Below are 25,905 nucleotides of genomic sequence, written 5' to 3' on the forward strand. Positions count from 1 at the left end.
CTTATGCCCTGGGATGCGAGAGATACCATGTCATTACGTACCGAGTTTGTGCTGTTCGCCTCGCAGGACGGGGCGAACATCCGTTTCCTCTGCCGTCAGTTCGGCATTTCTCCTGCCACCGGCTACAAGTGGCTTCAGCGCTGGGCTGAGGAAGGTGCCTCCGGTCTTCAGGACCGCTCCCGCGCACCTCATCATTCCCCGAACCGCTCATCTGACGACATCACGGCCCTGCTGCGCATGGCGCATGACCGTCATCAACGCTGGGGCGCCCGCAAGATTAAGCGCTGGCTTGAAGACCAGGGGCACCGTATGCCCGCCTTCAGCACCGTCCATAATCTGATGGCCCGTCACGGTCTGCTGCCGGGCGCATCACCGGGCGTTCCGGCTACGGGACGCTTCGAACATGACGCGCCGAACCGGCTCTGGCAGATGGATTTTAAGGGCCACTTTCCCTTTGGCGGTGGCCGCTGCCATCCGCTCACCCTGCTGGACGACCACTCCCGTTTTTCCCTGTGCCTGGCGCACTGTACCGATGAACGGCGCGAGACCGTGCAGCAGCAGCTGGTCAGCGCGTTTGAACGCTACGGCCTGCCGGACAGGATGACGATGGACAACGGCTCACCGTGGGGCGACACCACCGGCACCTGGACGGCGCTGGAGCTGTGGCTGATGCGCCACGGTATCCGGGTGGGGCACTCCCGGCCTTATCATCCGCAGACGCAGGGCAAGCTGGAGCGTTTTCACCGCAGCCTGAAGGCGGAAGTGCTGCAGGGAAAATGGTTCGCGGACAGCGGAGAGCTGCAACGCGCTTTCGATCACTGGCGCACGGTGTACAACCTTGAACGCCCGCACGAGGCGCTGGATATGGCGGTACCGGCCTCGCGTTATCAGCCGTCTGCCCGGCAGTACAGCGGCAGCGTAACGCCACCTGAGTACGATGAAGGGGTGAAGGTCAGGAAAGTGGATGTCAGCGGAAAGCTGAGCATACAGGGTGTCAGTCTGAGCGCAGGCAAGGCGTTCAGGGGAGAACGGGTCGGGCTGAGGGAGACGCAGGATGACGGCTGCTATGAAGTGTGGTGGTACAGCACGAAAGTGGGGGTGATCGACCTGAAGAAAAAGTCGATCACCATGGGTAAAGGATGTTAAAAAGTGTTCACCATGTCCCCGAACACCTGTCTACCATGTCCCCGGACTGTACAGTGGGAGAGGGTTGGGGTGAGGGCAACAGCCCGCATAATACCCCTTCATTTCCCACAATGTTCCAGCGTATAATCCCCGCCCTTTTGTCTATTTTTTCTTCGGAAGCACTATGAGCGCAATTTCCCTGATCCAGCCGGATCGTGACCTCTTCTCCTGGCCCCAGTACTGGGCGGCCTGCTTTGGACCGGCGCCGTTCCTGCCGATGTCCCGGGAAGAGATGGACCAACTGGGCTGGGACAGCTGCGATATCATTCTGGTCACGGGCGATGCCTACGTTGACCACCCGAGCTTCGGCATGGCCATCTGTGGCCGTATGCTCGAAGCGCAGGGCTTCCGCGTGGGGATCATCTCCCAGCCCGACTGGAACAGCAAAGACGACTTTATGCGTCTGGGAAAACCAAACCTGTTCTTCGGCGTGACCGCCGGCAACATGGACTCGATGATCAACCGCTATACCGCCGACCGTAAGCTGCGCCATGACGACGCCTACACGCCGGATAACGTGGCGGGCAAACGTCCGGACCGCGCGACCCTGGTTTATACCCAGCGCTGCAAAGAAGCCTGGAAAGACGTGCCGGTGATCCTCGGCGGCATCGAGGCGAGCCTGCGCCGCACCGCGCACTACGACTACTGGTCAGATACCGTGCGCCGCTCGGTGCTGGTGGACTCCAAGGCCGACATGCTGATTTACGGTAACGGCGAGCGTCCGCTGGTGGAAGTGGCGCACCGTCTGTCGCAGGGCGAGCCGGTTAGCAGCATCCGCGACGTGCGCAATACTGCGATCATGGTGAAAGAAGCGCTGCCGGGCTGGAGCGGGGTGGATTCACGCATTATTGATATGCCGGGCAAAATCGACCCGATCCCGCACCCGTACGGTGAAGATCTGCCGTGTGCCGATAACAAGCCGGTTGAGCCGAAGAAAGCGGAAGCGAAGGCTATCGTTGTGCAGCCGCCGCGCCCGAAGCCGTGGGAAAAGACCTACGTGCTGCTTCCGTCCTACGAGAAGGTGAAAGCCGACAAGGTGCTCTACGCGCACGCGTCCCGTATTCTGCACCATGAAACCAACCCGGGCTGCGCCCGCGCGCTAATGCAGAAGCACGGCGAGCGCTTCATCTGGATCAACCCGCCGGCGATCCCGCTCTCCACCGAAGAGATGGATAGCGTCTTTGCGCTGCCGTACAAGCGCGTGCCACACCCGGCGTACGGCAACGCCCGTATCCCGGCGTATGAGATGATCCGCTTCTCGATCAACATCATGCGCGGCTGCTTCGGCGGCTGCTCCTTCTGCTCCATTACCGAGCACGAAGGCCGTATTATCCAGAGCCGCTCTGAGGATTCGATCATCAATGAGATCGAAGCCATTCGCGACACGGTGCCGGGCTTTACCGGCGTGATCTCCGATCTCGGCGGCCCAACCGCGAACATGTATATGCTGCGCTGCAAGTCGCCGCGCGCGGAGCAGACCTGCCGTCGTCTCTCCTGCGTCTACCCGAGCATTTGCGAGCACATGGATACTAACCACGAGCCGACGATCAACCTCTACCGCCGCGCGCGCGACCTGAAGGGCATCAAAAAGATCCTCATCGCCTCCGGGGTGCGTTATGACATCGCCGTGGAAGATCCTCGCTATATCAAAGAGCTGGCGACGCACCACGTCGGCGGTTATCTGAAGATTGCGCCGGAGCACACCGAAGAAGGCCCGCTGTCGAAGATGATGAAGCCGGGCATGGGCAGCTACGATCGCTTTAAGCAGCTGTTCGACACCTACTCGAAGCAGGCGGGCAAAGAGCAGTATTTGATCCCGTACTTCATCTCCGCGCATCCTGGCACGCGCGATGAAGACATGGTGAACCTGGCGCTGTGGCTGAAGCAGCGTCGCTTCCGTCTGGATCAGGTGCAGAACTTCTATCCTTCACCGCTCGCCAACTCGACGACCATGTATTACACCGGCAAAAACCCGCTGAGTAAGATTGGCTACAAGAGTGAAGAGGTGGTGGTGCCGAAAGGGGATAAACAGCGTCGTCTGCATAAGGCGCTGCTGCGTTACCACGATCCGAAAAACTGGCCGCTGATCCGCCAGGCGCTGGAAGAGATGGGTAAAAAACACCTTATTGGCTCGCGCCGCGACTGCCTGGTTCCGGCTCCTACGCTGGATGAGATGCGCGAAGCGCGTCGCCAGAACCGCAATACGCGCCCGGCGCTGACCAAACATACGCCGATTGTGCATCAGCGTTCGAACGGTAATTCCAGTGTGAAGAAACCTGTGAAGCGTAAAGCGTAAAAGAAAACCCCGGCTTGCCGGGGTTTTTTGTAGGTCGGGTAAGGCGAAGCCGCCACCCGGCGTTTTAACGCGATTACCCGCCAAACTGATCCGGGTCCGGCCCAAGCCGCTTACCTTTATCCAGCTTCGCAATTTCACCCAGCTCGTCTTTGTCCAGTCGGAAATCCCAGACGTCGAAGTTCTCGGCAATGCGCGACGGCGTGACCGATTTCGGGATCACCACCAGGCCGTTGTCCAGATGCCAGCGAATGACGATCTGCGCCGGGGTTTTGCCGTATTTATCCGCCAGGTCGCGGATGATTTTCTGATCGAACACGCCTTCACCGCCCTGCGCCAGCGGGCTCCAGGACTCGGTCTGGATCTTGTGGGTGGCGTTCCAGGCGTGAAGCTGGCGCTGCTGCAGCAGCGGGTGCAGCTCGATCTGGTTAATCACCGGAGCGACGCCCGTTTCGTCAATCAGGCGCTGCAGGTGATGCACCTGGAAGTTACAGACGCCGATGCTTTTCACCAGCCCCTCTTTCTGCAGTTCAATCATCCCTTTCCAGGCGTCAACGTAATGGTCGATGGCCGGAACCGGCCAGTGCATCAGGTACAGATCGACGAAATCAAGCTGGAGTTTCTCCAGGCTCTCCTGCAACGCTTCGCGGGGGCGCTTTTGATCGTCGTTCCATAGTTTAGTGGTGATGAACAGCTCATCGCGAGGGACGCCGGCGCTGGCCAGCGCGGTCCCCACGCCGTCCTCGTTTTTGTACGCGGCGGCGGTATCAATCGACCGATAGCCGACTTCGAGTGCTTTATGAATGGCGGAGACGACCTCGTCGTTACCGGCTTTCCATACACCTAGCCCCAGCTGGGGCATCACGTTGCCGTCCTGCAGCTTGATTACGGTTTGGTTTGCCATTTTTCCTCCTTCAGGTGCGCATCGCCGGAGGGGGACTCCGGCGATGGGGTGTGCATTAAGTCTGGACGAAATGTCAAAAAACGAAAGTCAGGATGCCAAAAACGCTTAGCGTGCCGCTTCGTAGATTCGACGGCTGACGTCCAGCGTAATGTCGCCATGCTCGCCCAACTGGGTCATGCCGTGCTCTTCAAGTTTTGCCAGCAGGGCAGGGATGGAGCTGCCGTCCAGGCCGTAGCCGGACAGACGCGTTGGCACGCCCAGGCTTTCAAAGAAGTTACGGGTCGCTGCAATGGCGGCATCAATACGCGCATCGTCAGAACCCTCGGTGATGTTCCACACGCGCTCGGCGTACTGCAGCAGTTTGGCGCGCTTGGTATCCCGTTTTTCGTTCCACAGCGCAGGCAGCACAACGGCCAGCGTCTGGGCGTGGTCCAGGCCGTGCATCGCCGTCAGCTCGTGGCCCAGCATATGGGTTGCCCAGTCCTGCGGCACGCCAGCGCCGATCAGGCCGTTCAGCGCCTGCGTCGCGGCCCACATGATGTTGGCACGCACGTCGTAGTTTTCCGGCTCTTTCAGCGCTTTCGGGCCGTCTTCAATCAGCGTCAGCAGAATGCCTTCCGCGAAGCGATCCTGAATTTTGGCATTAACAGGGTAGGTCACGTACTGCTCGACGGTGTGTACAAAGGCATCGACCACGCCGTTCGCCACCTGACGCGCGGGCAGGGTGTAGGTGTAAACCGGATCCAGAATGGCAAAGACAGGCTGAACGTGTTCGTTCATAAAGGCCTGCTTGTCGCCGGTGGTTTTGCGGGAGATCACCGCGCCCTTGTTGGATTCAGAACCCGTCGCTGGCAGGGTCAATACGGATCCCATCGGGATAGCGCTTTTGATGTCGCTGCCGCGGGTTTCCAGGATGTGCCACGGATCGATGCCATCAGCGTAGTGCGCTGCCGCCGCGATGAATTTAGTGCCGTCCAGCACGGAGCCGCCGCCGACCGCCAGCAGGAAGGTGATGTTTTCTTCGCGGGCGATTTTCACCGCGTTCATCAGCGTTTCGTAAGACGGGTTTGGCTCAATGCCGCCGAACTCACGCACGTCCAGTCCGTCCAGAGCGCTGTAAACTTGATCCAGCACGCCGGTTTTTTTCACGCTGCCGCCACCGTAGGTGATCAGCACGCGGGCGTCAGCAGGGATCTGCGCGCGCAGGTCGGCGATAGCGTCTTTACCAAACAGAATGCGGGTTGGGGTGTGAAGATTAAAGTTGTTCATTGCTCGTTCCCTTTAGTGGGTGAAAAACCGTGGTGGCGCTGACGGCTACCTGATGCTGCTCATTGTGGCCGTCCGGGGCCAGGCTCTCAATGCACATTCCTGCCGATGTCTTGCCCATTTCTACAGAGCGCTGGAGAAACTTCGTAAAAATGCGCAGACTGTGAGGGTCGGAAACCGTACCCGGAGTAACGTAAAATGAACCGTGATGCGATCTGCCTTCAGCTTACCTCGCAGATTAAAAGGCTGATAGATAAAGAAAATAATGTTGGCGACCTGCTGCCGGACATTCGCCTGCTCTACGGCACGCAGCCCGGGACGCGCACGCCGGTGATGTACCAGCCGGGCATCGTTTTTCTCTTTTCAGGCCATAAGATTGGCTATATCAACGAGCGGGTGTTCCGCTACGACACCAATGAATATCTGCTCCTGACGGTACCTTTACCCTTCGAATGTGAAACCTTCGCGACGGAGGCGGTCCCGCTGGCGGGTATTCGCGTCAACGTCGATATTCTTCAACTGCAGGAGCTGCTGATGGAGATTGGCGAAGACGAGCTTTTCCAGCCGTCGATGGCCTCCAGCGGGATTAACTCGGCGACGCTGTCGGAAGAGATCCTCTGCGCCATTGAGCGCCTGCTGGACGTCATGGAAAGGCCGCTGGACGCGCGTATCCTCGGCAAGCAGATTATCCGCGAAATTCTTTATCACGTGCTGCTGGGGCCGGGCGGCGGGGCGTTACTTGCGCTGGTGAGCCGACAGACCCACTTCAGCCTGATCAGCCGCGTGCTCAAGCGTATTGAAAGCCAGTACACGGAGAACCTCAGCGTTGACCAGCTGGCGGCGGAAGCGAACATGAGCGTTTCGGCGTTTCACCACAACTTTAAGTCGGTGACCAGCACCTCGCCGCTGCAGTACCTCAAAACCTACCGTTTGCATAAAGCACGGATGCTGATGATCCACGACGGCATGAAGGCCAGCGCGGCGGCCATGCGCGTCGGCTACGAAAGTGCGTCGCAGTTCAGTCGGGAGTTTAAGCGCTATTTCGGCGTCACGCCGGGAGAAGATGCGTCACGTATAAGAACGATGCAGGGCGCCTGAGGGTAAACGTAGGCCGGGAAAGCGGTAGCGCCACCCGGCTTTTGTTTATGCACTGCAATACTTTTTCTTAATCACCACCGCAATGGTACCCACCAGCCCAGCAACCAGCAGGAATATCGGCAGGATCATCAGGAAGGTCATCACCTGATCTTCATGGTGCTTCACAAAGGGGATCATGTTCAGCGCGTAGCCGAGGGTGGTTACCACGCCAACCCACAGCAGGGCGCTCAGCCAGTTGAAGAACTGGAAGCGGCGGTTAGACAGCCCGGAAATACCTGCCATGGTGGGCAGAAGGGTGCGCACAAACGCCAGGAAACGCCCGGCGAGCAGCGCCAGCAGGCCGTGGCGGTCAAACATACAGGTCGCACGCTGGTGATATTTATGGGGCAACTGCGCCAGCCAGCCCTTCACCACGCGCGTGTTCCCCAGCCAGCGGCCCTGCAGATAGCTCAGCCAGCAGCCCAGGCTCGCGGCGGAGGTAAGGATAACCATCGTTGGCGTAAAGTCCATGACGCCTTTGCCGATCAACGCCCCGGCAAGCAAAAGCAAACTGTCACCGGGTAAAAACGAGGCTGGCAGTAATCCATTTTCCAGAAACAGCGTCGCGAACATCACGAAATAGACGACGCCTACAACGTGGGGATCCGCCAGGGCGGCAAAATCATGTTGCCAGAGCGCCGCGATAATATCTTGAATAACAGCCATGGACTTTCCTGTGGAACAGCAGAGATAACGCTATTGTACTCCCAATTTCACCTGTCGGGATTGATCGCAGGCGCAACTCATGCAGACTTTTCTGCTTGCAGTGTTCACAAAAGCGTCCGGGGAGTACATTTTCAGCCCGCACTCTACACGATACGTTCAAAGCCTGCAGATAAATCCGCAATTAAATCGTCCACATTTTCTAAACCGATATGCAATCTAATGAGGGTGCCGCTGAAGTCCACTTCACCACCGGGGCGCAGGGCCGCGATCTGCTCCGGCTGATTCGGCAGGATCAGGGATTCAAAACCGCCCCAGGAGTAGGCCATGCTGAAGAGAGTAAAATTATCCAGATAGCTTGCCAGCTCGTCATTACTTAGCCGTTTTTTAAGGACAAACGAGAACAGCCCGCTGCTGCCCGTAAAGTCACGTTGCCAGAACTCATGGCCTTTACTACCCGGCAGCGCCGGATGGTTCACGCGCTCAACCTGCGGATGCTGCGCCAGCCATTCAGCGATTTTCAGGCTACTTTCATGATGCTGACGCAGACGCACGCCGAGCGTACGAATGCCCCGGCTGGTCATGTATGCCGTGTCTGCATCCACCATCTGGCCCATCAGGTAGGCATTTTCCCGCAGCTGGTCCCAGCAGCGCGCGTTGGAAACCGCGGTGCCAATCATCCCGTCAGAGTGTCCAATCAGGTATTTCGTTGCCGCCTGAATCGAGATATCAATATCGAATTCCAGCGCCTTAAACAGCACGCCTGCCGCCCAGGTGTTGTCGATCATGATAATTGCCTCTGGCGCTTTGCTGCGCACGGCCTTCACGATAGCCGGAACGTCGTGCACTTCCATGGTGATGGAGCCAGGAGATTCCAGGAACACAATGCGCGTGTTTGGCTGGATAAGTTCAGCAATGCCTTCGCCAATCAGCGGGTCAAACCAGCTGGTGGTCACGCCGAGCTTGCTGAGAATTTTGGTGCAGAAATCCTGGCTGGGTTCATAGGCGGTGTTGGTCATCAGGATATGGTCGCCCTGTTCCACAAACGCCAGAATGGTGTTGGCGACCGCCGCCGCACCGCACGGGAACAACGCGCAGCCCGCGCCCCCCTCCAGCTCGCACATCGCTTCCTGCAGCGAAAAATGGGTTAGCGTGCCGCGGCGACCATAGAACAGCCCGCCTTTTGCGCGGTTACGGGTGGCGATTTTTTTCTCCTCAACGGTATCAAACACCAGCGAAGAGGCGCGTTGAATCACGCTGTTGACCGATCCCTGAGTGTATTTCTTGCTGCGTCCCGCCTGCACCAGCGTGGTATCAAGATGCTTCTTCGTCATGTTCGCTAACCCTGTTTTTATACGTCTGGACGTCCAGACTACCACGATTGTAAAAAACTGCACCCGCATGCTTATCGAATAAGCAGAAAATATTAGCAAAAAAGCGCATAAGGAATTTTTACTGCGTAAGCGCAAGGAAACTGAGCGAAAATTACGGCACCATGTAAATACTAATGAGAACGACTATCAATTCGACGGCTTTTTGATATTATTACGTTCAGATTTTGTGATTTGCGTCCTGGAGATACAGAGTGGGTAATAATTTGATGCAGACGGATCTCTCCGTTTGGGGCATGTATCATCATGCTGACATCGTGGTTAAGATTGTGATGATCGGCCTGATTCTGGCGTCCGTTGTCACCTGGGCTATCTTCTTCAGCAAAAGCGCCGAGCTGCTTTCGCAGAAGCGTCGCCTCAAGCGGGAACAGCAGCAGCTGGCAGAAGCCCGCTCTCTGGATCAGGCTTCTGAGATGACCACATCCTTCCACCCGAAAAGCCTGACCACCCTGTTAGTGAATGAAGCTCAGAACGAGCTGGAACTCTCCGCCGGCAGTGAAGATAACGAAGGCATTAAAGAGCGTACCGGTTTCCGTCTGGAGCGTCGCGTTGCGGCCGTTGGCCGACACATGGGACGCGGCAATGGGTATCTGGCGACCATCGGCGCGATTTCACCGTTCATCGGTCTTTTCGGTACGGTCTGGGGCATCATGAACAGCTTTATCGGCATTGCCCAGACCCAAACCACCAACCTGGCGGTAGTTGCCCCGGGTATCGCTGAAGCGCTGCTGGCGACGGCAATCGGTCTGGTCGCGGCAATTCCGGCGGTGGTTATCTACAACATTTTCGCGCGTATGATCGGCAACTACAAAGCCACGCTCGGCGACGTTGCCGCTCAGGTTCTGCTGCTGCAAAGCCGCGATCTTGACCTGAATGCCAGCGCCGTGAAGCCGGTGCATGCGGCGTCTAAACTGCGCGTAGGTTGATTGTATGGCAATGCGTCTAAACGAAAATCTGGACGATAACGGCGAAATGCACGAAATCAACGTGACGCCGTTTATCGACGTCATGCTGGTGCTGCTGATTATCTTCATGGTGGCAGCACCCCTGGCGACGGTCGACGTGAAGGTGAATCTGCCTGCCTCCTCCAGCCAGCCGCAGCCGCGTCCGGAAAAGCCAATTTATTTGTCGGTGAAAGCGGATAAATCCATGTTCCTGGGGAACGACCCTGTGACGGATGCCTCCGTTATTCCGGCGCTGGACCAGCTGACCGGCGGCAAGAAGGACACCACCGTCTTCTTCCGGGCGGACAAAACCGTCGACTACGAAACCATGATGAAGGTAATGGACACGCTGCATCAGGCGGGTTATCTGAAGATTGGGCTGGTCGGGGAAGAGAAAGCGGCCTCGAAGTGATAAAGAAGCTGGCGAAAGCCGGCTTTTTTTATGCCTGTTGGTTTATGCGTTTTTGTTGTCCGTCGGTGCGGTAGAGGAGGTGGTGGTCAGCGCGTCCTCATCGAGCGCAACGCAGGTGACGTTTGACGTACGGTACTCACCGGCTGACAGTTTGCGCGTCAGGCGCAGGGTGGCGACTTCTCTGGCAAGCAGATACTGATAGTTGGCCTCAAGACGTCCCAGCAGTTTCTCTTTCAGTTCTGGAAACTGTTCGATGATGGCGTTCATCACGGCGCCGTAAATTTCTTCTTTGACCTGTAACGGATAAATCTCGCGGCGATTCTGCCATTTCAGACGCACCAGCGTTGCCGGGATCGATACCAGGTCTTGTGTAATACGCGTCATCTCGGCATTTTTTGCATTTCTTAGCGCCTCGATATTTTGCTTTAAGATAAATTCATCACTTTTTTTATCATCTAAAGTCAAATAAACGTTATTGTCTTTAACTTCTTTCACGTTAATCTTCCCCCAGGGTATAAAAAATAGGGTTGTTTTTTTCTCGCGTAATTAGATTAAGCCAAATTTCATTGCCGGCCTCATTTATTTCCTTCGTTTTTTCAGCCATTATTTGACTTAGTTTCTGGGCATCTATTTCGCCTTCTGCCTGCAGGTCATTCAGCAGGTGGACGAAGGCTTCAATTTTTATAGCGCGAAATAAGCGGTCTTTTATATGGCGATCGTGCTCTTCCAGCAGCATATTACGGGATTTGCCAGTGTGAGAAACGCCAATTAATATATCAGGCTCGAAATCAGAGAGCTTTCTTTTCCCCTGAGTGAAACTGGCCTTTTTTTCTTCTTCCGTCGGTTGCTGTTCCACAGGCGTAATGTGGTACTTAGCCGGGACGAGATAGTCGGGCAGCATTTTTAATTTCCTTTAATTTCAACAGGGTGGGGTTGGTAAAGGCGTGAGATTCGTTGACAATATCATGAGGCAATTTTAAAATCAAAAAAAATGGAGCCAACCCATGAACAGCATCTTTTTTACGGTCATCACATTACTATTACTGACCGCTGGTGTGCTTTTATTGATGCAGGAGTTCAATAAAACGAAAGTGTCGAAAGACACCAGTGAACCGCCACAACCTGAACTGATGACAAAAGAGGAAGGAGAAGATCATTTCTCTGTTTTGATGAACTCCGTTACGCCTGTCTGGTACTGGCGGGTGAATCATGAATATATCGACTTCTTACACGCGACAATTAAGCGCATGAAAATGTCGGAAATTAATGACACGCCCGGTCTGTTTGAGGCGCAGCGTCGCTGTAGCGATCTGAATTCAGCGGTTTATAAATATTACGACAACATCAAAAAGCGCTGTCTTAACGGTGAGAAGGTCTCGTATTCCGACCTGGACGTATTAAACCTTCGCCAGTGTTTTCGCGAGTTTAGCCTGGAAGCCTACCCGGAGCTGGTGGTGCTGGTCTGGGCGGAGTATGCGCGTCCTGAGGTTAACCCGGACGACGTCTGAGTGGCGTACTGGTTAGTTCTTGCAAACAGTCAGCGCCGTTGAGATATACTGAGCGCTGGTTTCGTTTGCAGACAGGATTTTATGGAACGCTTCTTTGAAAACGCAATGTATGCCTCTCGCTGGCTGCTCGCACCCGTCTATTTCGGTCTTTCCCTGGCGCTGGTCGCCCTGACGATCAAGTTCTTCCAGGAGATTTTCCACGTATTGCCTAACATTTTCTCCGTGGCGGAAGCCGATTTAATTCTGGTTCTGCTGTCGCTGGTGGATATGACGCTGGTGGGCGGCTTACTGGTGATGGTGATGTTCTCCGGTTATGAGAACTTCGTCTCTCAGCTTGATATCGCCGAGCATAAAGAAAAGCTCAGCTGGCTGGGGAAAATGGACGCCTCGTCGCTGAAGAATAAAGTTGCGGCATCTATAGTGGCAATCTCCTCTATCCACCTGTTGCGCGTGTTTATGGACGCGAAAAACGTCCCGGATAATAAGCTGATGTGGTATGTGATTATCCACCTGACGTTTGTGCTGTCGGCGTTTGTGATGGGGTATCTGGATAAGATCAGTAAGAAATAAGGTACACATTTCTCCCCTCACCCTAACCCTCTCCCGGGGAGAGGGTTAGGGGAGAAAGCATCGAACCACACTATTTATCCGACGACGCCTGCCACAAATTCAGTTCCCCGTCCGCCACGTGCTGGTCAATCCGCGTCAGTTCATCTTCCGTAAAGCGCAGATTACCCAGCGCCTGAACGTTCTCCTCCAGCTGTTCCGGGCGGCTCGCGCCAATCAGTACTGACGTCACGCGAGCATCTTTCAGCAGCCAGCTCAGCGCCATCTGCGCCATTGTCTGCCCGCGCGCCTGCGCCATCTCATTAAGCAGACGAAGACTGTTCAGGTTAGCTTCCGTCAGCATTTTCTGCGTCAGGCCGCGCACTTTGTTCCCCTCGCGCTGCATACGAGAACCTTCCGGAATACCGTTCAGGTATTTTCCGGTCAGCAGACCCTGCGCCAGCGGGGTAAAGGCAATACACCCCGTGCCGTTTGCTTCCAGCGTATCCAGCAAGCCGGTTTTATCGACCCAGCGGTTAAGCAGGTTATAGGACGGCTGGTGGATCAGCAGCGGGATCTTCCACTCGTGCAGCAGCGCGGCCATTTTTTGTGTGCGCTCGGTAGAGTAGGAGGAAATGCCCACGTACAGCGCTTTCCCACTCTGAACAGCATGAGCCAGCGCGGAGGCCGTCTCTTCCATTGGCGTATTTTCATCCACGCGGTGGGAATAGAAAATATCCACGTATTCGACGCCCATACGTTTCAGGCTCTGGTCGAGACTGGCGAGCAGATACTTGCGTGAGCCGCCTGAACCGTACGGGCCTGGCCACATGTCGTAACCGGCTTTAGTGGAGATAATCAGCTCGTCCCGATACCGGGCAAAGTCCTCACGCAGCAGGCGGCCAAAGTTCTCTTCCGCGCTTCCCGCAGGCGGTCCGTAGTTATTGGCAAGATCGAAATGGGTAATACCGAGGTCGAAGGCTTTACGCAGCAGCGCGCGCTGGGAATCAAGGGGCTGAACGTGGCCGAAGCTATGCCACAGGCCCAGCGACAGCGCGGGCAGGCGCAGGCCGCTCTTGCCACAGTAGCGGTACTGCATATTCTCGTAGCGGGTAGCGTCAGGGTACCAGGACATGATGTCTCCTTTTCTTATAGATGATTTTTTGAAACGTCGTTTTCATTCTGAACTTATCACATCATATCGTGCGAAGATAAGGGTTAACGGTGGCTGTGCGACCTGTGAAGCCACGCTAACTAAAAATAATCACAAAAGGTTATAATTTCCCTGCACCCTGCCGATAACGAGAGTAGCACTCGCCTCTGGGCGAATTCACCCTCACGGCAAGGAAGACTTATGAATATGCTCCGTAATTTCACGATCCGTTTCGTCATGCTGACGATCCTCGGGATTTTTTGTTTAATGTGGGCGGGCGTCGGGCTGTACAGCACCTGGTCCCTGTCACGGGTATCAGACGGCAATGAAGTCGATCGCCAGCTGGTCAAACAGATGATGGTGCTCAGCCAGGGCAACGATCAGTATTTCCGCTTTGTGACCCGTCTGAGCCGCGCCATGGAGGTCAAAGCCGCTGGCGGCACGCCGGATTTGTCCTCTGCCCAACAGGCGCTGGACAACATGGGTAAGAAACTGGCCGAAATGAAGGCGATCTCGCCTGGCCCAATGGATGAGCAGGTCTCTGCACAGGTGATCGGTGCCTGGCAGGCGCTGCTTGAACAGGGCGTGACGCCGCAAATGGAGCAGGCGAAGCAGGCGACCCTGGACGGCTACCGCCAGCAGGCCAACAACGTTACGCCGCCGCTAAGCCGTGCGTTCGGTGCCGCCGCCGAGAAGTTCAATAATGCCGCCGCGAAGACGCTCGACAGCACCCGCATGGTGGTCGACGGCCTGACCAGCATGACCCGCACGGTTATTATCGTCGCCACCATTATCGGCCTGCTGATCCTGCTCTTTACCGACCGCTACCTGGTGGCGATGCTGGTCAAACCGCTGGAGCGCATTCGCCAGCAGTTTCGCCAGATTGCCCAGGGCGATCTCAGCCAGCCCATTGCGCCTTTCGGCCGCAACTGCGTGGGACAGTTGGTGCCGCTGCTGAGCGCCATGCAGGACAGCCTGCGTGAAGCGGTCAGCACCATTCGCTCCGGCAGTGAGAATATCTGGCGCGGCGCGACGGAGATCTCCAGCGGCAACAACGATCTCTCTTCCCGTACCGAAGAGCAGGCTGCCGCGCTGGAAGAGACGGCGGCCAGCATGGAACAGCTGACCGCTACCGTGAAGCTGAACGCCGAAAGCGCGCGTCAGGCCAGCCAGCTTGCCGATGTGGCCTCAACCACCGCCAGCCGCGGCGGCTCGCTGGTGGAAGAGGTGGTCACCACCATGAGCGGTATTTCGGAAAGCTCGAAGAAAATTGCTGAAATCACCAACGTCATCAACAGCATTGCCTTCCAGACCAATATTCTGGCGCTCAATGCGGCCGTAGAAGCGGCGCGCGCGGGCGAGCAGGGGCGTGGATTCGCCGTGGTGGCGGGTGAAGTCCGCAACCTGGCAAGCCGCAGCGCCAATGCGGCAAAAGAAATTGAGGGTCTGATTACCGATTCCGTGACCCGCGTCGAGCAGGGTGCGCAGCTGGTGAGCGACACCGGCACCACCATGGATGCGATTTTGCGCGACGTGACGGAGGTGACGACCATTATGAAGCAAATCGCGTCGGCTTCTGAGGAGCAAAGTAAGGGCATTTCGCAGGTCGGGATTGCCATTACGCAGATGGACGGCGTCACCCAGCAGAACGCCTCGCTGGTCGAAGAGGTTTCCGCGGCTGCCGCGGCGCTGGAACGCCAGACCGAAGAGCTTCAGCGTTCGGTGCAGAAGTTCCGCCTGACGGCGTGAGCCTTCTGCTAAGGCCGCTCCGTGCGGCCTTTCTGCTTTTTCGTCTGTTGGATCTTACTCTTTGGGCGGCAGGATGCTCATCGCCTGCTCAGCGGACGCCAGCAATCGTGATGACGGCACGCCATCCCGAGCCTGAACGGATAAGCCATGTAAAAAGACGGCAAAAAAGTCTCCCAGACTGTCAGGATCGGTCGTTTCGGGCAATTCACCGTTTTGCACCGCCAGCCGCAGCCGGTCAATGATCTGCTGCGTGCGCTGCAGGCGATGCTCAGCCAGCCAGGATTTAATGCCGTCATTTTCTGCACTGACGCTAGCGGCTGTAGAAACCACCATGCACCCATGCGGCTTGCCAGGTTGGCTATAAAGCGTAATGGCATCACTCAGCAGCGTTTTGATTGCCTGCCGTACATCACCCTCGGTGGTTAATGCGCGATCCGCGAAGCTGCCTTCTTCGTTTTCATAATGAGCAATTGCTTCCCGAAAGAGCTGTTCTTTTGAACCGAACGCCTTGTAAATGCGCGCCGAAGCGATGCCCAGCTCAGCCACCAAATCTGACATTGAGGTCCCTTCATACCCTTGTCGCCAGAACAGGTTACGCGCTTTGATAAGCGCCTGGTCGCGATCGAACTGGCGCGGTCTTCCTGCCATTTTGTTGCTCCGGTTTGTCTTCTGTTCACTGCAAACAGGATCGCTTAATTCGTTGGGATTACCAATGAATTTATAAGTTTTGCTTGCGGTTAACGGATTTTACTCCTATTGTTTGTCAATCGACAAACAATAGGAGTTTATGATGAAAACCCTCAAAGGACCCTCTCTTCATCTCGCACAGTTCAGTGACGAGGTTGCCCCGTTTGACAGTTTACCGACAATAGCCCGGTGGGCCGCGGAAACCGGTTTTAAGGCATTACAAATCCCGGCCTGGGACCGTCGGCTGTTTGACGTTTCGACGGCGGCGGAAAGCCAGACCTATTGTGACGATCTTACCGGCATGCTGGCGGAACATGGCCTGGTCGTGAGTGAGCTGACCAGCCATATCTTTGGCCAGCTAATGGCGGTCCATCCGGCGTATGACAGCCTGTGCGACAGCTTCGCGCCGCCGGAAATACACGGCAACCCGCAAGCACGCGGCGAGTGGGCACGGCAACAGCTGCTGATGGCGGTGAAGGCTTCCGCCCGGCTTGGCCTCAGCGATCTGGGGACATTCTCAGGCTCGCTGGCATGGCCTTATCTTTTCCCGTTCCCGCAGCGTCCGGAGGGGTTAATCGCAACCGCATTTGACGAGTTGGCCAAACGCTGGCTTCCGGTGCTTAACGCCTGTGATGAGCAGGGCATAAATCTCTGTTTCGAAATTCATCCGAGCGAAGATCTGCACGACGGGGTGACGTTTGAAATGTTTCATCAGCGCGTGGGGGAGCATCCTCGCTGCCGGATACTCTTTGATCCCAGCCATATGGTGCTACAGCAGCTGAATTACCTGGAATTTATTGATATTTATAAGGATGTCATCAACATGTTCCATGTTAAGGACGCAGAATTTAATCCCACCGGGCGTCAGGGAATTTATGGCGGCTATCAGTCATGGATCGATCGCGCGGGGCGCTTTCGTTCATTAGGTGACGGTCAGGTTGATTTCAAAGCGATCTTCTCGAAATTTGCACAATATGATTATGCCGGCTGGGCAACCCTGGAATGGGAGTGCTGCCTGAAAAACCCGTTCGACGGCGCACGTGAAGGCGCTGCGTTTATCCGCGACCATATCATCCATATCACCGATAAAGTCTTCGATGACTTCGCCGGTGCGCCGGTCAATGCTCAACAAATCAACTCGTTACTCGGCATTCGCTAAACCGTCACATCACAGGGAATTCTTATGGAACAACAATATGATGGGATCCTGAACCAGGATCTCAGGGCAGAACATGTCTATACGAAAGTGGATGGACAACGTATTCATTGCGTCGTAGCGGGCAAAGGTCATCCGGTCCTGCTGATACCCGGTTGGCCTCAAACCTGGTATACGTGGCGCTACGTCATGCAGGCGCTGGCGCAGGCGGGGTTTCAGGCGATAGCGGTTGATCCACCCGGCATCGGGAATTCTGATAAACCGCGCGACGGCTATGACACCGGACGCGTTGGCACCATCCTGCATACACTGATGGCGCAACTGGGGCATTCACAGTACCGCATAGTGGGCCACGATATTGGCATGTGGGTTGGTTACGCCATGGCAAGCGATTTTCCTGATGCGGTGGAGCGTCTTGTGCTGACCGAAGCGGTTATCCCTGGCCTGGCTCCTCCGCCGCCGATTTTCGTCGCACCGGAAGAGAACATTTTTCTTTGGCACTTCATGTTTAATCAGCTGGCGGATTTACCCGAAACCCTGACCTGCGGGCGTGAATCACACTATCTCAGCTTTATTTTCGACCGCTGGGCACATCGCCGCGAGCGGGTGGCTGCTCAGGTGTATATCGACGCCTATTCGACACCGGGAGGACTGCGTGCAGGCTTTGACTATTATCGTGCGATCCCGGAAACCATCAGGCAAAACCAACTCCGCGCGCAAACGCCTTTAACCATGCCGGTACTGACGGTGGGAGCGGAACATGCGACGCGCGATGCGCCGCTGACGACCCTGCAGGGTAATGCCCTGGATCTACGGGGCGAGACGGTGGCTGACTGCGGGCATTTTATTACCGAAGAGTGCTATGAGGCGTTTATTGGGCTGATTGTACCCTTTCTCTCAGAGGACACCGATCGTGCCGCTTGATAAACACATTGCTGACTTTCTGGCTGCATCATCGGGCGCGACACAGCCGGCATCACTAGCCGACCTGCGTGCCGCCACCGACGTGGGTTTGTTGCGGCTACAGGGTGAGGAGGAAGCAGGTGGCGGCATTCAATATTACGTTGTTATCGCTGATGATGGTTACGCTATTGGTCTTCGCGCGTATACGCCTGCTGCCTCAAACGCAGATATCGCGCAGCCTGCAATGCTGTTTGCTCACGGCGGTGGATGGTGTCTGGGGTCGCTGTCGCTGTACGATCGGCCCTGTCAGGCACTGGCTAATGCTACTGGCCGGAAAATACTCTCCGTGGATTACCGTCTGGCGCCGGAGTTCCCCTTCCCAAGGCCGTTAGAAGATGTTTATCAGGCACTGTGCTGGGCCAGTGAACAGGCCGTGGCTCTGGGGATAGATGTGACCCGTCTGGCGATGGCCGGTGACAGTGCAGGCGGGAATCTTGCTGCCGCGGCAACGCTGCTGGCCCGGGATCGCGGCGGACCTCATATAGAGCATCAGTTGCTGCTCTACCCGGCGTTAAGTCGCGAGATGTCAACCGAAAGCTATTGTGAATTTGCTGAAGGTTATTTTTTAACGCGTGATGCGATGGCGTTTTGCTGGGAAAACTATCTGGGAGAACGTCGTCATCCCTATGCCGAACCGCTGCATATGGCCTCGCTGAGGGGGTTACCGCCAGCAACCATCCTGAGCTGTGAATACGATCCCCTGCGCGATGAGGCTGAAGTGTATGCGCGGCGGCTTGACGAGGCGGGGGTACCAGTACGCTGCGAACGGCTGCCGGGCATGGTGCACGCCTGCATTCATATGACAGGGTTAACGCCAGCCGCGCGTCGGCTGTTCGAACGTGCGCGTATCTGATTCCGACAACACAAAAAACCCAGCGCGATCGCTGGGTTTATTATTCATATCGGTTCACAAGGTAGAACACCATATCAGTGCGTCGCTTCACCGATCAGCGCGCCCGTGCCGGCACCCACGGCCGCGCCTTTCAGCACGCTATTGCCCGTCACCGCAGCCGCGCCCGCGCCAACGACGGCACCCACGGCACCGCCCTTACGTGCGTCTTTGCCTTTTTCGCCGTTTTTGAACATTGCACCCGTGCCTGCGCCAACCACGGCACCACCCACGGTTGATTTCAGATCTTTGCCCGTGGCTGCGCCAATAGCAGCACCTGCTACCGCGCCGGCGGCGGTTTTGTCGATGGCCATTCCCGAGGTGGAAAAAATGAGGGCGCTGATAACCAGCGTTGTTTTAATAAGTTTCATAACAGATCCTTTGTGACTGCTGTCAGTTGATACGGCGTTTCTCATTCTGAGGTGAGAAAAACGTCCAGATAGTGCCAGCAATAGCCACTCAACCTTTAGGCTAATCATGCCCTGGGCAAGGATCGCGGCTGCCGGGCGGGGAGCCGCCCGGCGAAACGTTACGCCTGACGCTTGTCTTCCGTATTGGTATCGAAGTCGCTCGCCGCGTGGCGTTCGTGGAGCTGCTCGTTCAGCTCGCCGCTGGTGCGGTTAACGATACGTCCGCGCTTAACGGCATGGCGATTCGCCACGTCTTTCGCCCAGCGCTGCACGTTAGTGTACTTCTCTGCATCCAGGAATTCGGCGGCGTTATAAACGCTACCCAGCGCCACGCAGCCGAACCACGGCCAGATCGCCATATCCGCGATGGTGTACTCCTCACCCGCCACGTAGCGACCGCGCGCCAGCTGTTTATCCAGCACGTCGAACAGGCGCTTAGCTTCCATGGTGAAGCGGTCAATCGCGTACTCGATTTTTACCGGCGCATAGTTGTAGAAGTGGCCAAAGCCGCCGCCGAGGAACGGTGCCGCGCCCTGGAGCCAAAACAGCCAGTTCAGCGTCTCGGTGCGTCCCGCCGGATCTTTCGGCAGGAAGTGGCCGAATTTCTCTGCCAGGTAAAGCAGGATATTGCCGGATTCAAAGACGCGCGTTGGCGGGTTTGTAGAGTGGTCACGCAGCGCCGGGATTTTCGAGTTCGGGTTCACGTCGACAAACCCGCTGGAGAACTGGTCGCCCTCGCCGATGCGGATCAACCACGCATCGTATTCCGCGCCCGTCACGCCCAGCGCCAGCAGCTCTTCGAGCATGATCGTCACCTTCTGGCCGTTCGGTGTGCCCAGCGAGTAGAGCTGCAGCGGGTGAGAGCCGACAGGAAGATCTTTCTCATGCGTTGCGCCGGAAATTGGACGGTTGATGTTGGCGAACGCGCCGCCGCCGTTCTTTTTCCATTCCCATACTTTTGGTGGCTGATACGTGTTGTCTGACATGTTGGCCTGCCTTTTTAGTGATGTGTTGAGGCAGTGTAGCAGGAGATTTGTGAAGCGTTTAACGTTGTGAGCGCAAGCAATTAACCGCTATTCCTTCTGCTGCTTATATATATCAAATCCGGCATAAGCTTAATCGAAAATCGCATTTTCATAATTAATGCGTAAACCACTAAAGCTGAATATGATGCTTCAACATAAATAAAAGATGCAGTAATAAACACTTTATAAGGCAAGGAGTTAGTGAGATGCGCAAGCTTCTGTTATCGGCAGTGGTCGTTTCGCTCACGTTAGGCCTGGCGGGCTGTGATGATGCGAAAAATAAAGAGACAAATTCGGCCGCGGCGGCAAAAAGCGACGCGCCAAAAGAGGGCGGTTCGCTCATTATCGGGATTACCTCCGGCGACCCGTTAGCCGTTAATCCGCTCTACGCCAGCGACCGCACAACGTTAACCATCATGCAGGCGCTTTATGCCCCGCTGTACAGCTTTAATAACGGCAACATTGAGTGGAGCCTGGCGGAAAGCTTGACGCCCTCTGCCGACAACCTGAGCTACACTCTGACGTTAAAACCGAACCTGAAATGGCAGGACGGCCAGCCGCTGACGGCGGACGACGTGGTCTTCACCTTCAATAAGCTGCTGGATGCCAAACAGCACAGCTTCTTCCGCAGCATGTTTACCTACGGCGGCAAGCCTGTTGAAGTGAGCAAGGTTGATGAGCGCACCGTTAAGTTCACCTTACCGCAGGTCAGCGCGGCCTTTACCGGCACCCTGGTGCAGATCTACCCGATCCCGCAGCACGTGTTCGCCGGTGAAGGCGACCTGGAAAAGAGCACCAAAAACGATGCGCCGGTCGGTTCCGGGCCGTTCAAATTTAAAGAGTATCGCGCCGGTCAGTATTACGCCCTTACGCGCTTCGACGATTACTGGAACGGCAAACCGAAGCTCGATTCCGTCACCCACCGTTTCGCCAAAGACAGCAACGCCGCCAACCTGGCGCTGCAAAACGGTGAAATCAACCTCAAGATGGTTGACCCGCAGGATGTGAACCGCCTGAAAAATACCGGGAAATTTGACTTCGTGGTCTATCCGGAAGGCCGTCTGGCCTATATGACGTTCAACCAGAACGTGGCGGTGATGAAGAGCAAAGCACTGCGTCAGGCCATCGCGTACGCCATCAACAAAGACGAGCTAACCCAGACCGCGTTTACCTCGCTGGACTACGCTAAACCGGCGACGTCGTTTCTGACGCCAGATACGCTTTATAAGACGGATGACGTTGAACAGTACAAATTCGATCTGCAAAAATCCAAAGACCTGCTCAAGACATCCGGCGCGCCGGACAACCTCAAGCTGCGCCTGGCGTATGTGAACACCAACAAAACCCAGGAGAGCATGGCGCTCTACATTCAGCAGGCGCTGAAGGGCATTGGGGTGAACGTGGAGCTGATGCCGCTGGACTCCAACGCCATGTCTCAGCGCAGTCTTGATATGAACAACACCGCGTGGGAACTGAACCTGGGCGGCTACATTATGGGATCAGAGCCGGACGGTTACAAATCGCTGTTCATGAGCAACGAAGCCTATAACTACGCGCACTACAAAAATCCGCAGTTTGATGCCCTGTGGGATAAAGGTGCGGTGGAAACCGACGCCGCGAAACGTGCCGATATCTACAAGCAAATTCAGCAGACCGTGGCGAACGAGATGACCTACTACCCGATCGCCTACACCAATGCGACCGTCGCCGTGGATAAACGCTTCGGCGGTACGAAGGAAGCGGAGCCGAAGCCGGTTTATCTGTTCCAGGATCTGTCAAAAATTTATCAAAAATAGGCTGTTGCCCCGGTCGTAAGATCGGGGCCTTTTAAGGGCACGTCGTGAACACACTCCTCACGCGTCGGCTGCTGCAGCTGCTGCCGATGCTTTTCTTTATTTCGCTGGTGGCGTTTTTGCTGGTCAAGCTCGCGCCCGGCGACCCCGTGGCCGCGTACATCACGCCGCGTATGGCGCCGGAAGATATTGAGCGCATTCGCCAGAGCCTGGGGCTGGATAAGCCGCTGGTCACGCAGTACGTCCTGTGGCTGAAAAGCGTCCTGCAGGGCGATCTCGGCTATTCGTTGATTTACCACCGTCCGGTGCTGGAGATGATCGGCGAACGCATTCCGGCCACGCTGGGGCTGATGGGGGCGTCGCTGCTGATTGCTATCGTGCTGGCGATCCCGCTGGGGCTGCTGGCGGGGGCATTTAAGCACCGCTGGCTGGATCACCTGCTGAACCTGTTTGCCTATATCGGCATCTCGGTACCGATTTTCTGGTTCGGCATTTTGCTCATCACCGTTTTTGCCGTGCAGCTTAACTGGTTCCCCAGCATGGGGATGCGCACCATCGGCATGGAGGATAGCGGGCTGGATCTGCTGCGCCACGGCGTGCTGCCGTGTATTGCGCTCACGTTCTATAACCTCTCCAGCTACGTGCGCTACATCCGCTCTAACACCATCTCGCAGCTCTCCGCCGACTACGTACAGACCCAGCTTGCCTACGGCGCCACGCGTTTCAGTATTCTGTTCCACCACGTGCTGAAAAACGTGTTGCTGCCGGTGATTACCCTGTTCGGCCTGTCGTTCGGTGAGCTGATTGTAGGAGCTTATGTGACCGAGAGCGTCTTCTCCTGGCCGGGGATGGGGCTGCTCGGGATCCAGTCGATCGCCTCGCTGGACTACCCGCTGATTATGGCGATCATCATGCTCTCGTCGATAATGCTGATCGTCGGTAACCTGATCGCCGACGTGCTTTATCGCTTCGCCGATCCCCGCATTCGTACGCTGAGGTAACCGGATGAGCAGACGCTGGCAGCAGGTTCGTCACCAGCTGCGCCGCAACCGTCCGGCGCAGTTCTCCCTGTTTGTGCTTTTTATTTTCGTTGTCGCCGCGCTCTGTGCGGGGTTAAGTCCGTACGATCCAGATCGGATGGCGCTCGGCGCGCGCACGTTGCCGCCGGATGCCGCGCACTGGTTCGGCACCGACGAATACGGGCGCGACTACTTTACCCGCGCGCTGTACGGCGGCCAGATCTCCCTGATGGTCGGTTTTCTTGCCATGCTCTTTTCCACGCTTATCGGCACGGTGGTAGGAACGGTGAGCGGCTATTTTGGCGGCTGGCTGGATAACCTGATGATGCGCGCCGTGGATATCCTGATGGCCATTCCGGCCTTCTTCCTGCTGCTGGTGGTGAATGCTTACCTCAAGCCGGGCGTGGATAACATCATTCTGATTATCAGCCTGCTGACGTGGATGAACATGTCGCGTCTGGTGCGTGCTGAAACCCTATCAGTGAAAGAGCGCGAGTACGTGCTTTATGCCCGCGCGTCGGGAGCGCATCCGCTGCGTATTATCGTGCGCCACATCATTCCCGGCGTGCTGCCGACCATTATCGTGGCGGCCACGCTGAATATCGCCTCGGCCATTCTGATGGAGTCAACGCTCAGCTTCTTAGGGCTGGGCGTGCAGGCACCGGCGGCATCATGGGGAAGCATGCTTAACAACGCCCAGTCTTATATTGGCGAAGCGTCGTGGCTGGCGATGTTCCCCGGCATTCTGATCCTGCTGACGGTGTTCAGCTTTAACGTGCTGGGCGATGTGTTCCGTACCGCCTTTGAGCCGGGAGCAAATCGCGATGAGTAACTTATTAGCGCTTGAGAACCTGCAAACCACGTTCCGCACCCGCGAGGGCGAGGTTCACGCGGTGCGTGGCGTGAGCTTTCAGGTTCAGCCGGGGGAACTCGTCGGTATTGTCGGCGAGTCGGGCTGCGGGAAAAGCGTCACCTGTAAGTCGATTATCCAGCTTCTGGGGAGCAACGGACGGATAACCGGCGGCAGCATTCGCTTCCAGAATGAGGACCTGGCGCAGAAAACGCCCGCGCAGATGCGTGCCATTCGCGGCAACGAGATCGCGATGATTTTTCAGGATCCGATGACCGCCCTGAACCCGGTGCTCACTATCGGCAAGCAGATGTCTGAGATCCTGGTGCGAAATAAAAAACTGTCGAAAAAAGCGGCCAAAGCGGCAGCAATAGCCATGCTGGATCAGGTGGGCATTGCTGAAGCGGAACGCCGATACGACCAGTATCCCCACGAGTTCAGCGGCGGGATGCGCCAGCGGGTGATGATCGCTATTGCGCTCTCCTGTAATCCGAAGCTTCTTATTGCCGATGAGCCGACCACCGCGCTGGACGTGACCATTCAGGCGCAGATCCTGCGCCTGCTGAAAAGTCTGCAACAGCAGACCCGGACCGCGATTTTGCTGATCACCCACGATCTCGGCGTGGTGGCGCAGGTCTGCAGCCGCGTGGTGGTGATGTACGGCGGCCTGGTGATGGAGGAGGGGAGCGTGGAGGACATTTTTTATCGCCCTGCGCATCCTTACACCCAGGGTCTGCTGGCCTCGCTGCCGCGCCCGGATGAGGTGAATCAACGTTTATCGCCCATTGAAGGTTCGCCGCCTGGCCTGCTTAACCCGCCGCCGGGCTGTCCATTTGCGGAACGCTGCCCGAAGCGCATGCCCCAGTGTGAACGGCAACCCGCATTTTACACCGCCGGAGAGGGCCATCGCGCCGCCTGCTGGCTATGGGCCGAGGAGATTCAGGCATGAGTGAACAACAGGCGCCATTAGTGAGCGTGCGCGATCTGCGCAAGCACTATCCGCTCAACGGCGGTTTGCTGCGTAAAGGCGTGGCCGTGAAGGCGGTTGATGGCGTGAGCTTTGATATCCAGCCCGGCGAGACGTTTGGCCTGGTGGGTGAGTCCGGCTGCGGAAAATCCACCCTCGGGCGCGCCATACTGCGCCTTTTCGATATTACCTCTGGCGAGATCCACTTTGCCGGACAGGCAATCGCCCACGCCCGCGAAAGAGAGCTCAAGCCGCTGCGTAAGCGGATGCAGGCAATTTTTCAGGATCCTTACTCCTCGCTCAACCCCGGTATGACGGTGCGACAGCTGGTGGCCGAATCGATGCAGATCCACGGCTACAGCCGCGAAGAACAGCGAGAACGTACGGAAACGCTGCTCTACAAAGTGGGGCTGAAGCACGAACACCTTGAACGGTTCCCGCATGAGTTCAGCGGCGGGCAGCGTCAGCGCATCAGTATTGCCCGCGCGTTGTCCGTGCATCCTGAATTTGTGCTGTGTGATGAGCCGCTCTCGGCGCTGGACGTATCGGTGCAGGCGCAGGTGGTGAATATTTTGCAGGACCTGCAGCAGGAGTTGGGGCTAACCTATCTGTTTATCGCCCACGATCTCTCCATGGTGCGCCATATCTCCAGCCGCATTGGGGTGATGTATCTCGGCAAACTGGTAGAGGTGGCCCCGGCGAATGAACTGTATCAGCGCCCGGCACACCCTTACACCCGCGCGCTGCTGGCGGCGGTTCCCCAGCCCGATCCGCGCATCCGCAATCTCGAAGACGCCACCCTGCGCGGCGACATTCCCGGCCCCACGTCCGTGCTGCCGGGCTGTAAGTTCTGCAGCCGCTGCCCGCACGCCATGCCGGTTTGTCAGACGCAGGAGCCTGCGATGCAGGAGATTGCGCCAGGGCATTTCGCGGCATGCTGGTTGTTTTAAATGTTATTCACGCGTCGCGCAGGTGTATGATAAACGCTCCTCTGT

Annotated in this window: 26 protein-coding genes; 16 read left to right on the forward strand and 10 right to left on the reverse strand. The window is 56.6% G+C overall.

The genetic code is table 11. The features are described 5' to 3' along the window. Window positions 1–3 precede the first annotated feature (3 nt). Both ACTJI7_RS20320 and ACTJI7_RS20325 read left to right on the forward strand, forming a co-directional pair. Window positions 4–1,146, forward strand: a complete 1,143-nt coding sequence (locus ACTJI7_RS20320) for an IS481 family transposase (RefSeq protein WP_028013617.1) — start codon at window positions 4–6, stop codon at window positions 1,144–1,146. Window positions 1,147–1,309: 163 nt separating this feature from the next. Then, complete coding sequence (locus tag ACTJI7_RS20325) at window positions 1,310–3,481, forward strand: YgiQ family radical SAM protein (protein ID WP_048959528.1); 2,172 nt, start codon at window positions 1,310–1,312, stop codon at window positions 3,479–3,481. Between the two features lie 73 nt (window positions 3,482–3,554). On the opposite strand, the gene dkgA is transcribed toward ACTJI7_RS20325, so the two are convergent. After that, complete coding sequence (gene dkgA, locus ACTJI7_RS20330; protein ID WP_021242117.1) at window positions 3,555–4,382, reverse strand: 2,5-didehydrogluconate reductase DkgA; 828 nt, start codon at window positions 4,380–4,382, stop codon at window positions 3,555–3,557. Between the two features lie 105 nt (window positions 4,383–4,487). Next, window positions 4,488–5,651: an alcohol dehydrogenase gene (gene yqhD, locus ACTJI7_RS20335; RefSeq protein ID WP_048959529.1), complete on the reverse strand. Its 1,164-nt coding sequence runs from the start codon at window positions 5,649–5,651 to the stop codon at window positions 4,488–4,490. Between the two features lie 195 nt (window positions 5,652–5,846). Here yqhD and ACTJI7_RS20340 point away from each other — a divergent pair, with 195 nt between their 5' ends. Continuing rightward, entirely contained in the window at window positions 5,847–6,746 is a 900-nt protein-coding gene (locus ACTJI7_RS20340) for an AraC family transcriptional regulator (RefSeq protein ID WP_063155168.1), read from the forward strand. A 45-nt stretch (window positions 6,747–6,791) separates the two neighbouring features. Here ACTJI7_RS20340 and yghB read toward each other — a convergent pair whose 3' ends face one another. Together yghB and metC are read right to left on the reverse strand one after the other, a co-directional pair. Then, window positions 6,792–7,451, reverse strand: a complete 660-nt coding sequence (gene yghB, locus ACTJI7_RS20345) for a DedA family general envelope maintenance protein YghB (RefSeq protein ID WP_028014419.1) — start codon at window positions 7,449–7,451, stop codon at window positions 6,792–6,794. Window positions 7,452–7,594: 143 nt separating this feature from the next. Continuing rightward, window positions 7,595–8,782, reverse strand: coding sequence for a cystathionine beta-lyase (gene metC / locus ACTJI7_RS20350; protein WP_045631555.1), 1,188 nt, complete (start codon window positions 8,780–8,782; stop codon window positions 7,595–7,597). A gap of 251 nt (window positions 8,783–9,033) precedes the next feature. Between metC and exbB the strand changes: the two genes are divergently transcribed. Together exbB and exbD are read left to right on the forward strand one after the other, a co-directional pair. Next, window positions 9,034–9,765 (forward strand): tol-pal system-associated acyl-CoA thioesterase, encoded by a 732-nt coding sequence (exbB, locus tag ACTJI7_RS20355; protein ID WP_059355484.1) that lies wholly within the window; start codon window positions 9,034–9,036, stop codon window positions 9,763–9,765. Between the two features lie 4 nt (window positions 9,766–9,769). Beyond that, a complete protein-coding gene (gene exbD, locus ACTJI7_RS20360; protein ID WP_032643392.1) occupies window positions 9,770–10,195 on the forward strand; it encodes a TonB system transport protein ExbD in 426 nt (141 codons plus the stop codon). Between the two features lie 42 nt (window positions 10,196–10,237). Here exbD and ACTJI7_RS20365 read toward each other — a convergent pair whose 3' ends face one another. Then, window positions 10,238–10,690, reverse strand: coding sequence for a hypothetical protein (locus ACTJI7_RS20365; RefSeq protein WP_048959530.1), 453 nt, complete (start codon window positions 10,688–10,690; stop codon window positions 10,238–10,240). A 1-nt stretch (window position 10,691) separates the two neighbouring features. Further along, window positions 10,692–11,096, reverse strand: a complete 405-nt coding sequence (locus ACTJI7_RS20370; protein WP_041908138.1) for a hypothetical protein — start codon at window positions 11,094–11,096, stop codon at window positions 10,692–10,694. A 103-nt stretch (window positions 11,097–11,199) separates the two neighbouring features. On the opposite strand from ACTJI7_RS20370, the gene ACTJI7_RS20375 reads away from it, so the two are divergent. Both ACTJI7_RS20375 and ACTJI7_RS20380 read left to right on the forward strand, forming a co-directional pair. Continuing rightward, window positions 11,200–11,703 (forward strand): ESA_00282 family adhesion-associated protein, encoded by a 504-nt coding sequence (locus ACTJI7_RS20375; RefSeq protein WP_063155166.1) that lies wholly within the window; start codon window positions 11,200–11,202, stop codon window positions 11,701–11,703. 81 nt (window positions 11,704–11,784) lie between these two features. Next, complete coding sequence (locus tag ACTJI7_RS20380; RefSeq protein WP_003862473.1) at window positions 11,785–12,273, forward strand: TIGR00645 family protein; 489 nt, start codon at window positions 11,785–11,787, stop codon at window positions 12,271–12,273. A gap of 70 nt (window positions 12,274–12,343) precedes the next feature. Here the strand turns inward: ACTJI7_RS20380 and ACTJI7_RS20385 are convergent, their stop codons facing one another. Next, window positions 12,344–13,384, reverse strand: a complete 1,041-nt coding sequence (locus ACTJI7_RS20385) for an aldo/keto reductase (protein WP_028014410.1) — start codon at window positions 13,382–13,384, stop codon at window positions 12,344–12,346. 219 nt (window positions 13,385–13,603) lie between these two features. Here ACTJI7_RS20385 and ACTJI7_RS20390 point away from each other — a divergent pair, with 219 nt between their 5' ends. Beyond that, a complete protein-coding gene (locus ACTJI7_RS20390) occupies window positions 13,604–15,151 on the forward strand; it encodes a methyl-accepting chemotaxis protein (protein WP_045260793.1) in 1,548 nt (515 codons plus the stop codon). Between the two features lie 54 nt (window positions 15,152–15,205). On the opposite strand, the gene ACTJI7_RS20395 is transcribed toward ACTJI7_RS20390, so the two are convergent. After that, on the reverse strand, window positions 15,206–15,799 hold the full coding sequence (locus ACTJI7_RS20395; RefSeq protein WP_063155165.1) for a TetR/AcrR family transcriptional regulator: 594 nt from the start codon (window positions 15,797–15,799) through the stop codon (window positions 15,206–15,208). A gap of 142 nt (window positions 15,800–15,941) precedes the next feature. On the opposite strand from ACTJI7_RS20395, the gene ACTJI7_RS20400 reads away from it, so the two are divergent. The 3 genes from ACTJI7_RS20400 to ACTJI7_RS20410 are packed head-to-tail and all read left to right on the forward strand — an operon-like array spanning window position 15,942 to window position 18,810. Continuing rightward, window positions 15,942–16,997, forward strand: a complete 1,056-nt coding sequence (locus ACTJI7_RS20400; RefSeq protein WP_063155164.1) for a sugar phosphate isomerase/epimerase family protein — start codon at window positions 15,942–15,944, stop codon at window positions 16,995–16,997. 24 nt (window positions 16,998–17,021) lie between these two features. After that, window positions 17,022–17,918 (forward strand): alpha/beta fold hydrolase, encoded by an 897-nt coding sequence (locus ACTJI7_RS20405; protein ID WP_063155163.1) that lies wholly within the window; start codon window positions 17,022–17,024, stop codon window positions 17,916–17,918. After that, a complete protein-coding gene (locus ACTJI7_RS20410) occupies window positions 17,908–18,810 on the forward strand; it encodes an alpha/beta hydrolase (protein ID WP_440670921.1) in 903 nt (300 codons plus the stop codon). The genes ACTJI7_RS20405 and ACTJI7_RS20410 overlap by 11 nt, the downstream gene beginning before the upstream one ends. A 74-nt stretch (window positions 18,811–18,884) precedes the next feature. Here the strand turns inward: ACTJI7_RS20410 and ACTJI7_RS20415 are convergent, their stop codons facing one another. Together ACTJI7_RS20415 and yghU are read right to left on the reverse strand one after the other, a co-directional pair. Beyond that, window positions 18,885–19,217, reverse strand: a complete 333-nt coding sequence (locus tag ACTJI7_RS20415) for a YMGG-like glycine zipper-containing protein (protein WP_041908148.1) — start codon at window positions 19,215–19,217, stop codon at window positions 18,885–18,887. A gap of 158 nt (window positions 19,218–19,375) precedes the next feature. Next, the gene (gene yghU, locus ACTJI7_RS20420) at window positions 19,376–20,242 is read right to left on the reverse strand and encodes a glutathione-dependent disulfide-bond oxidoreductase (RefSeq protein ID WP_028014407.1); all 867 of its coding nucleotides are present in this window, start codon (window positions 20,240–20,242) and stop codon (window positions 19,376–19,378) included. A 245-nt stretch (window positions 20,243–20,487) separates the two neighbouring features. Between yghU and ACTJI7_RS20425 the strand changes: the two genes are divergently transcribed. The 5 genes from ACTJI7_RS20425 to ACTJI7_RS20445 are packed head-to-tail and all read left to right on the forward strand — an operon-like array spanning window position 20,488 to window position 25,860. Next, entirely contained in the window at window positions 20,488–22,077 is a 1,590-nt protein-coding gene (locus ACTJI7_RS20425; protein ID WP_440670918.1) for an ABC transporter substrate-binding protein, read from the forward strand. Between the two features lie 44 nt (window positions 22,078–22,121). Next, on the forward strand, window positions 22,122–23,075 hold the full coding sequence (locus tag ACTJI7_RS20430) for an ABC transporter permease (RefSeq protein WP_440670916.1): 954 nt from the start codon (window positions 22,122–22,124) through the stop codon (window positions 23,073–23,075). Between the two features lie 4 nt (window positions 23,076–23,079). Next, entirely contained in the window at window positions 23,080–23,925 is an 846-nt protein-coding gene (locus ACTJI7_RS20435) for an ABC transporter permease (protein ID WP_028014404.1), read from the forward strand. Then, the gene (locus tag ACTJI7_RS20440) at window positions 23,918–24,892 is read left to right on the forward strand and encodes an ABC transporter ATP-binding protein (protein WP_047367402.1); all 975 of its coding nucleotides are present in this window, start codon (window positions 23,918–23,920) and stop codon (window positions 24,890–24,892) included. The genes ACTJI7_RS20435 and ACTJI7_RS20440 overlap by 8 nt, the downstream gene beginning before the upstream one ends. After that, a complete protein-coding gene (locus ACTJI7_RS20445; protein ID WP_063155160.1) occupies window positions 24,889–25,860 on the forward strand; it encodes an ABC transporter ATP-binding protein in 972 nt (323 codons plus the stop codon). Before ACTJI7_RS20440 ends, ACTJI7_RS20445 begins: the two co-directional genes overlap by 4 nt. Window positions 25,861–25,905 lie beyond the last annotated feature (45 nt).

Origin of the sequence: Enterobacter sp. 22499, assembly GCF_052044815.1 — a bacterium.
Taxonomy (GTDB): Bacteria; Pseudomonadota; Gammaproteobacteria; order Enterobacterales; family Enterobacteriaceae; genus Enterobacter; species Enterobacter bugandensis.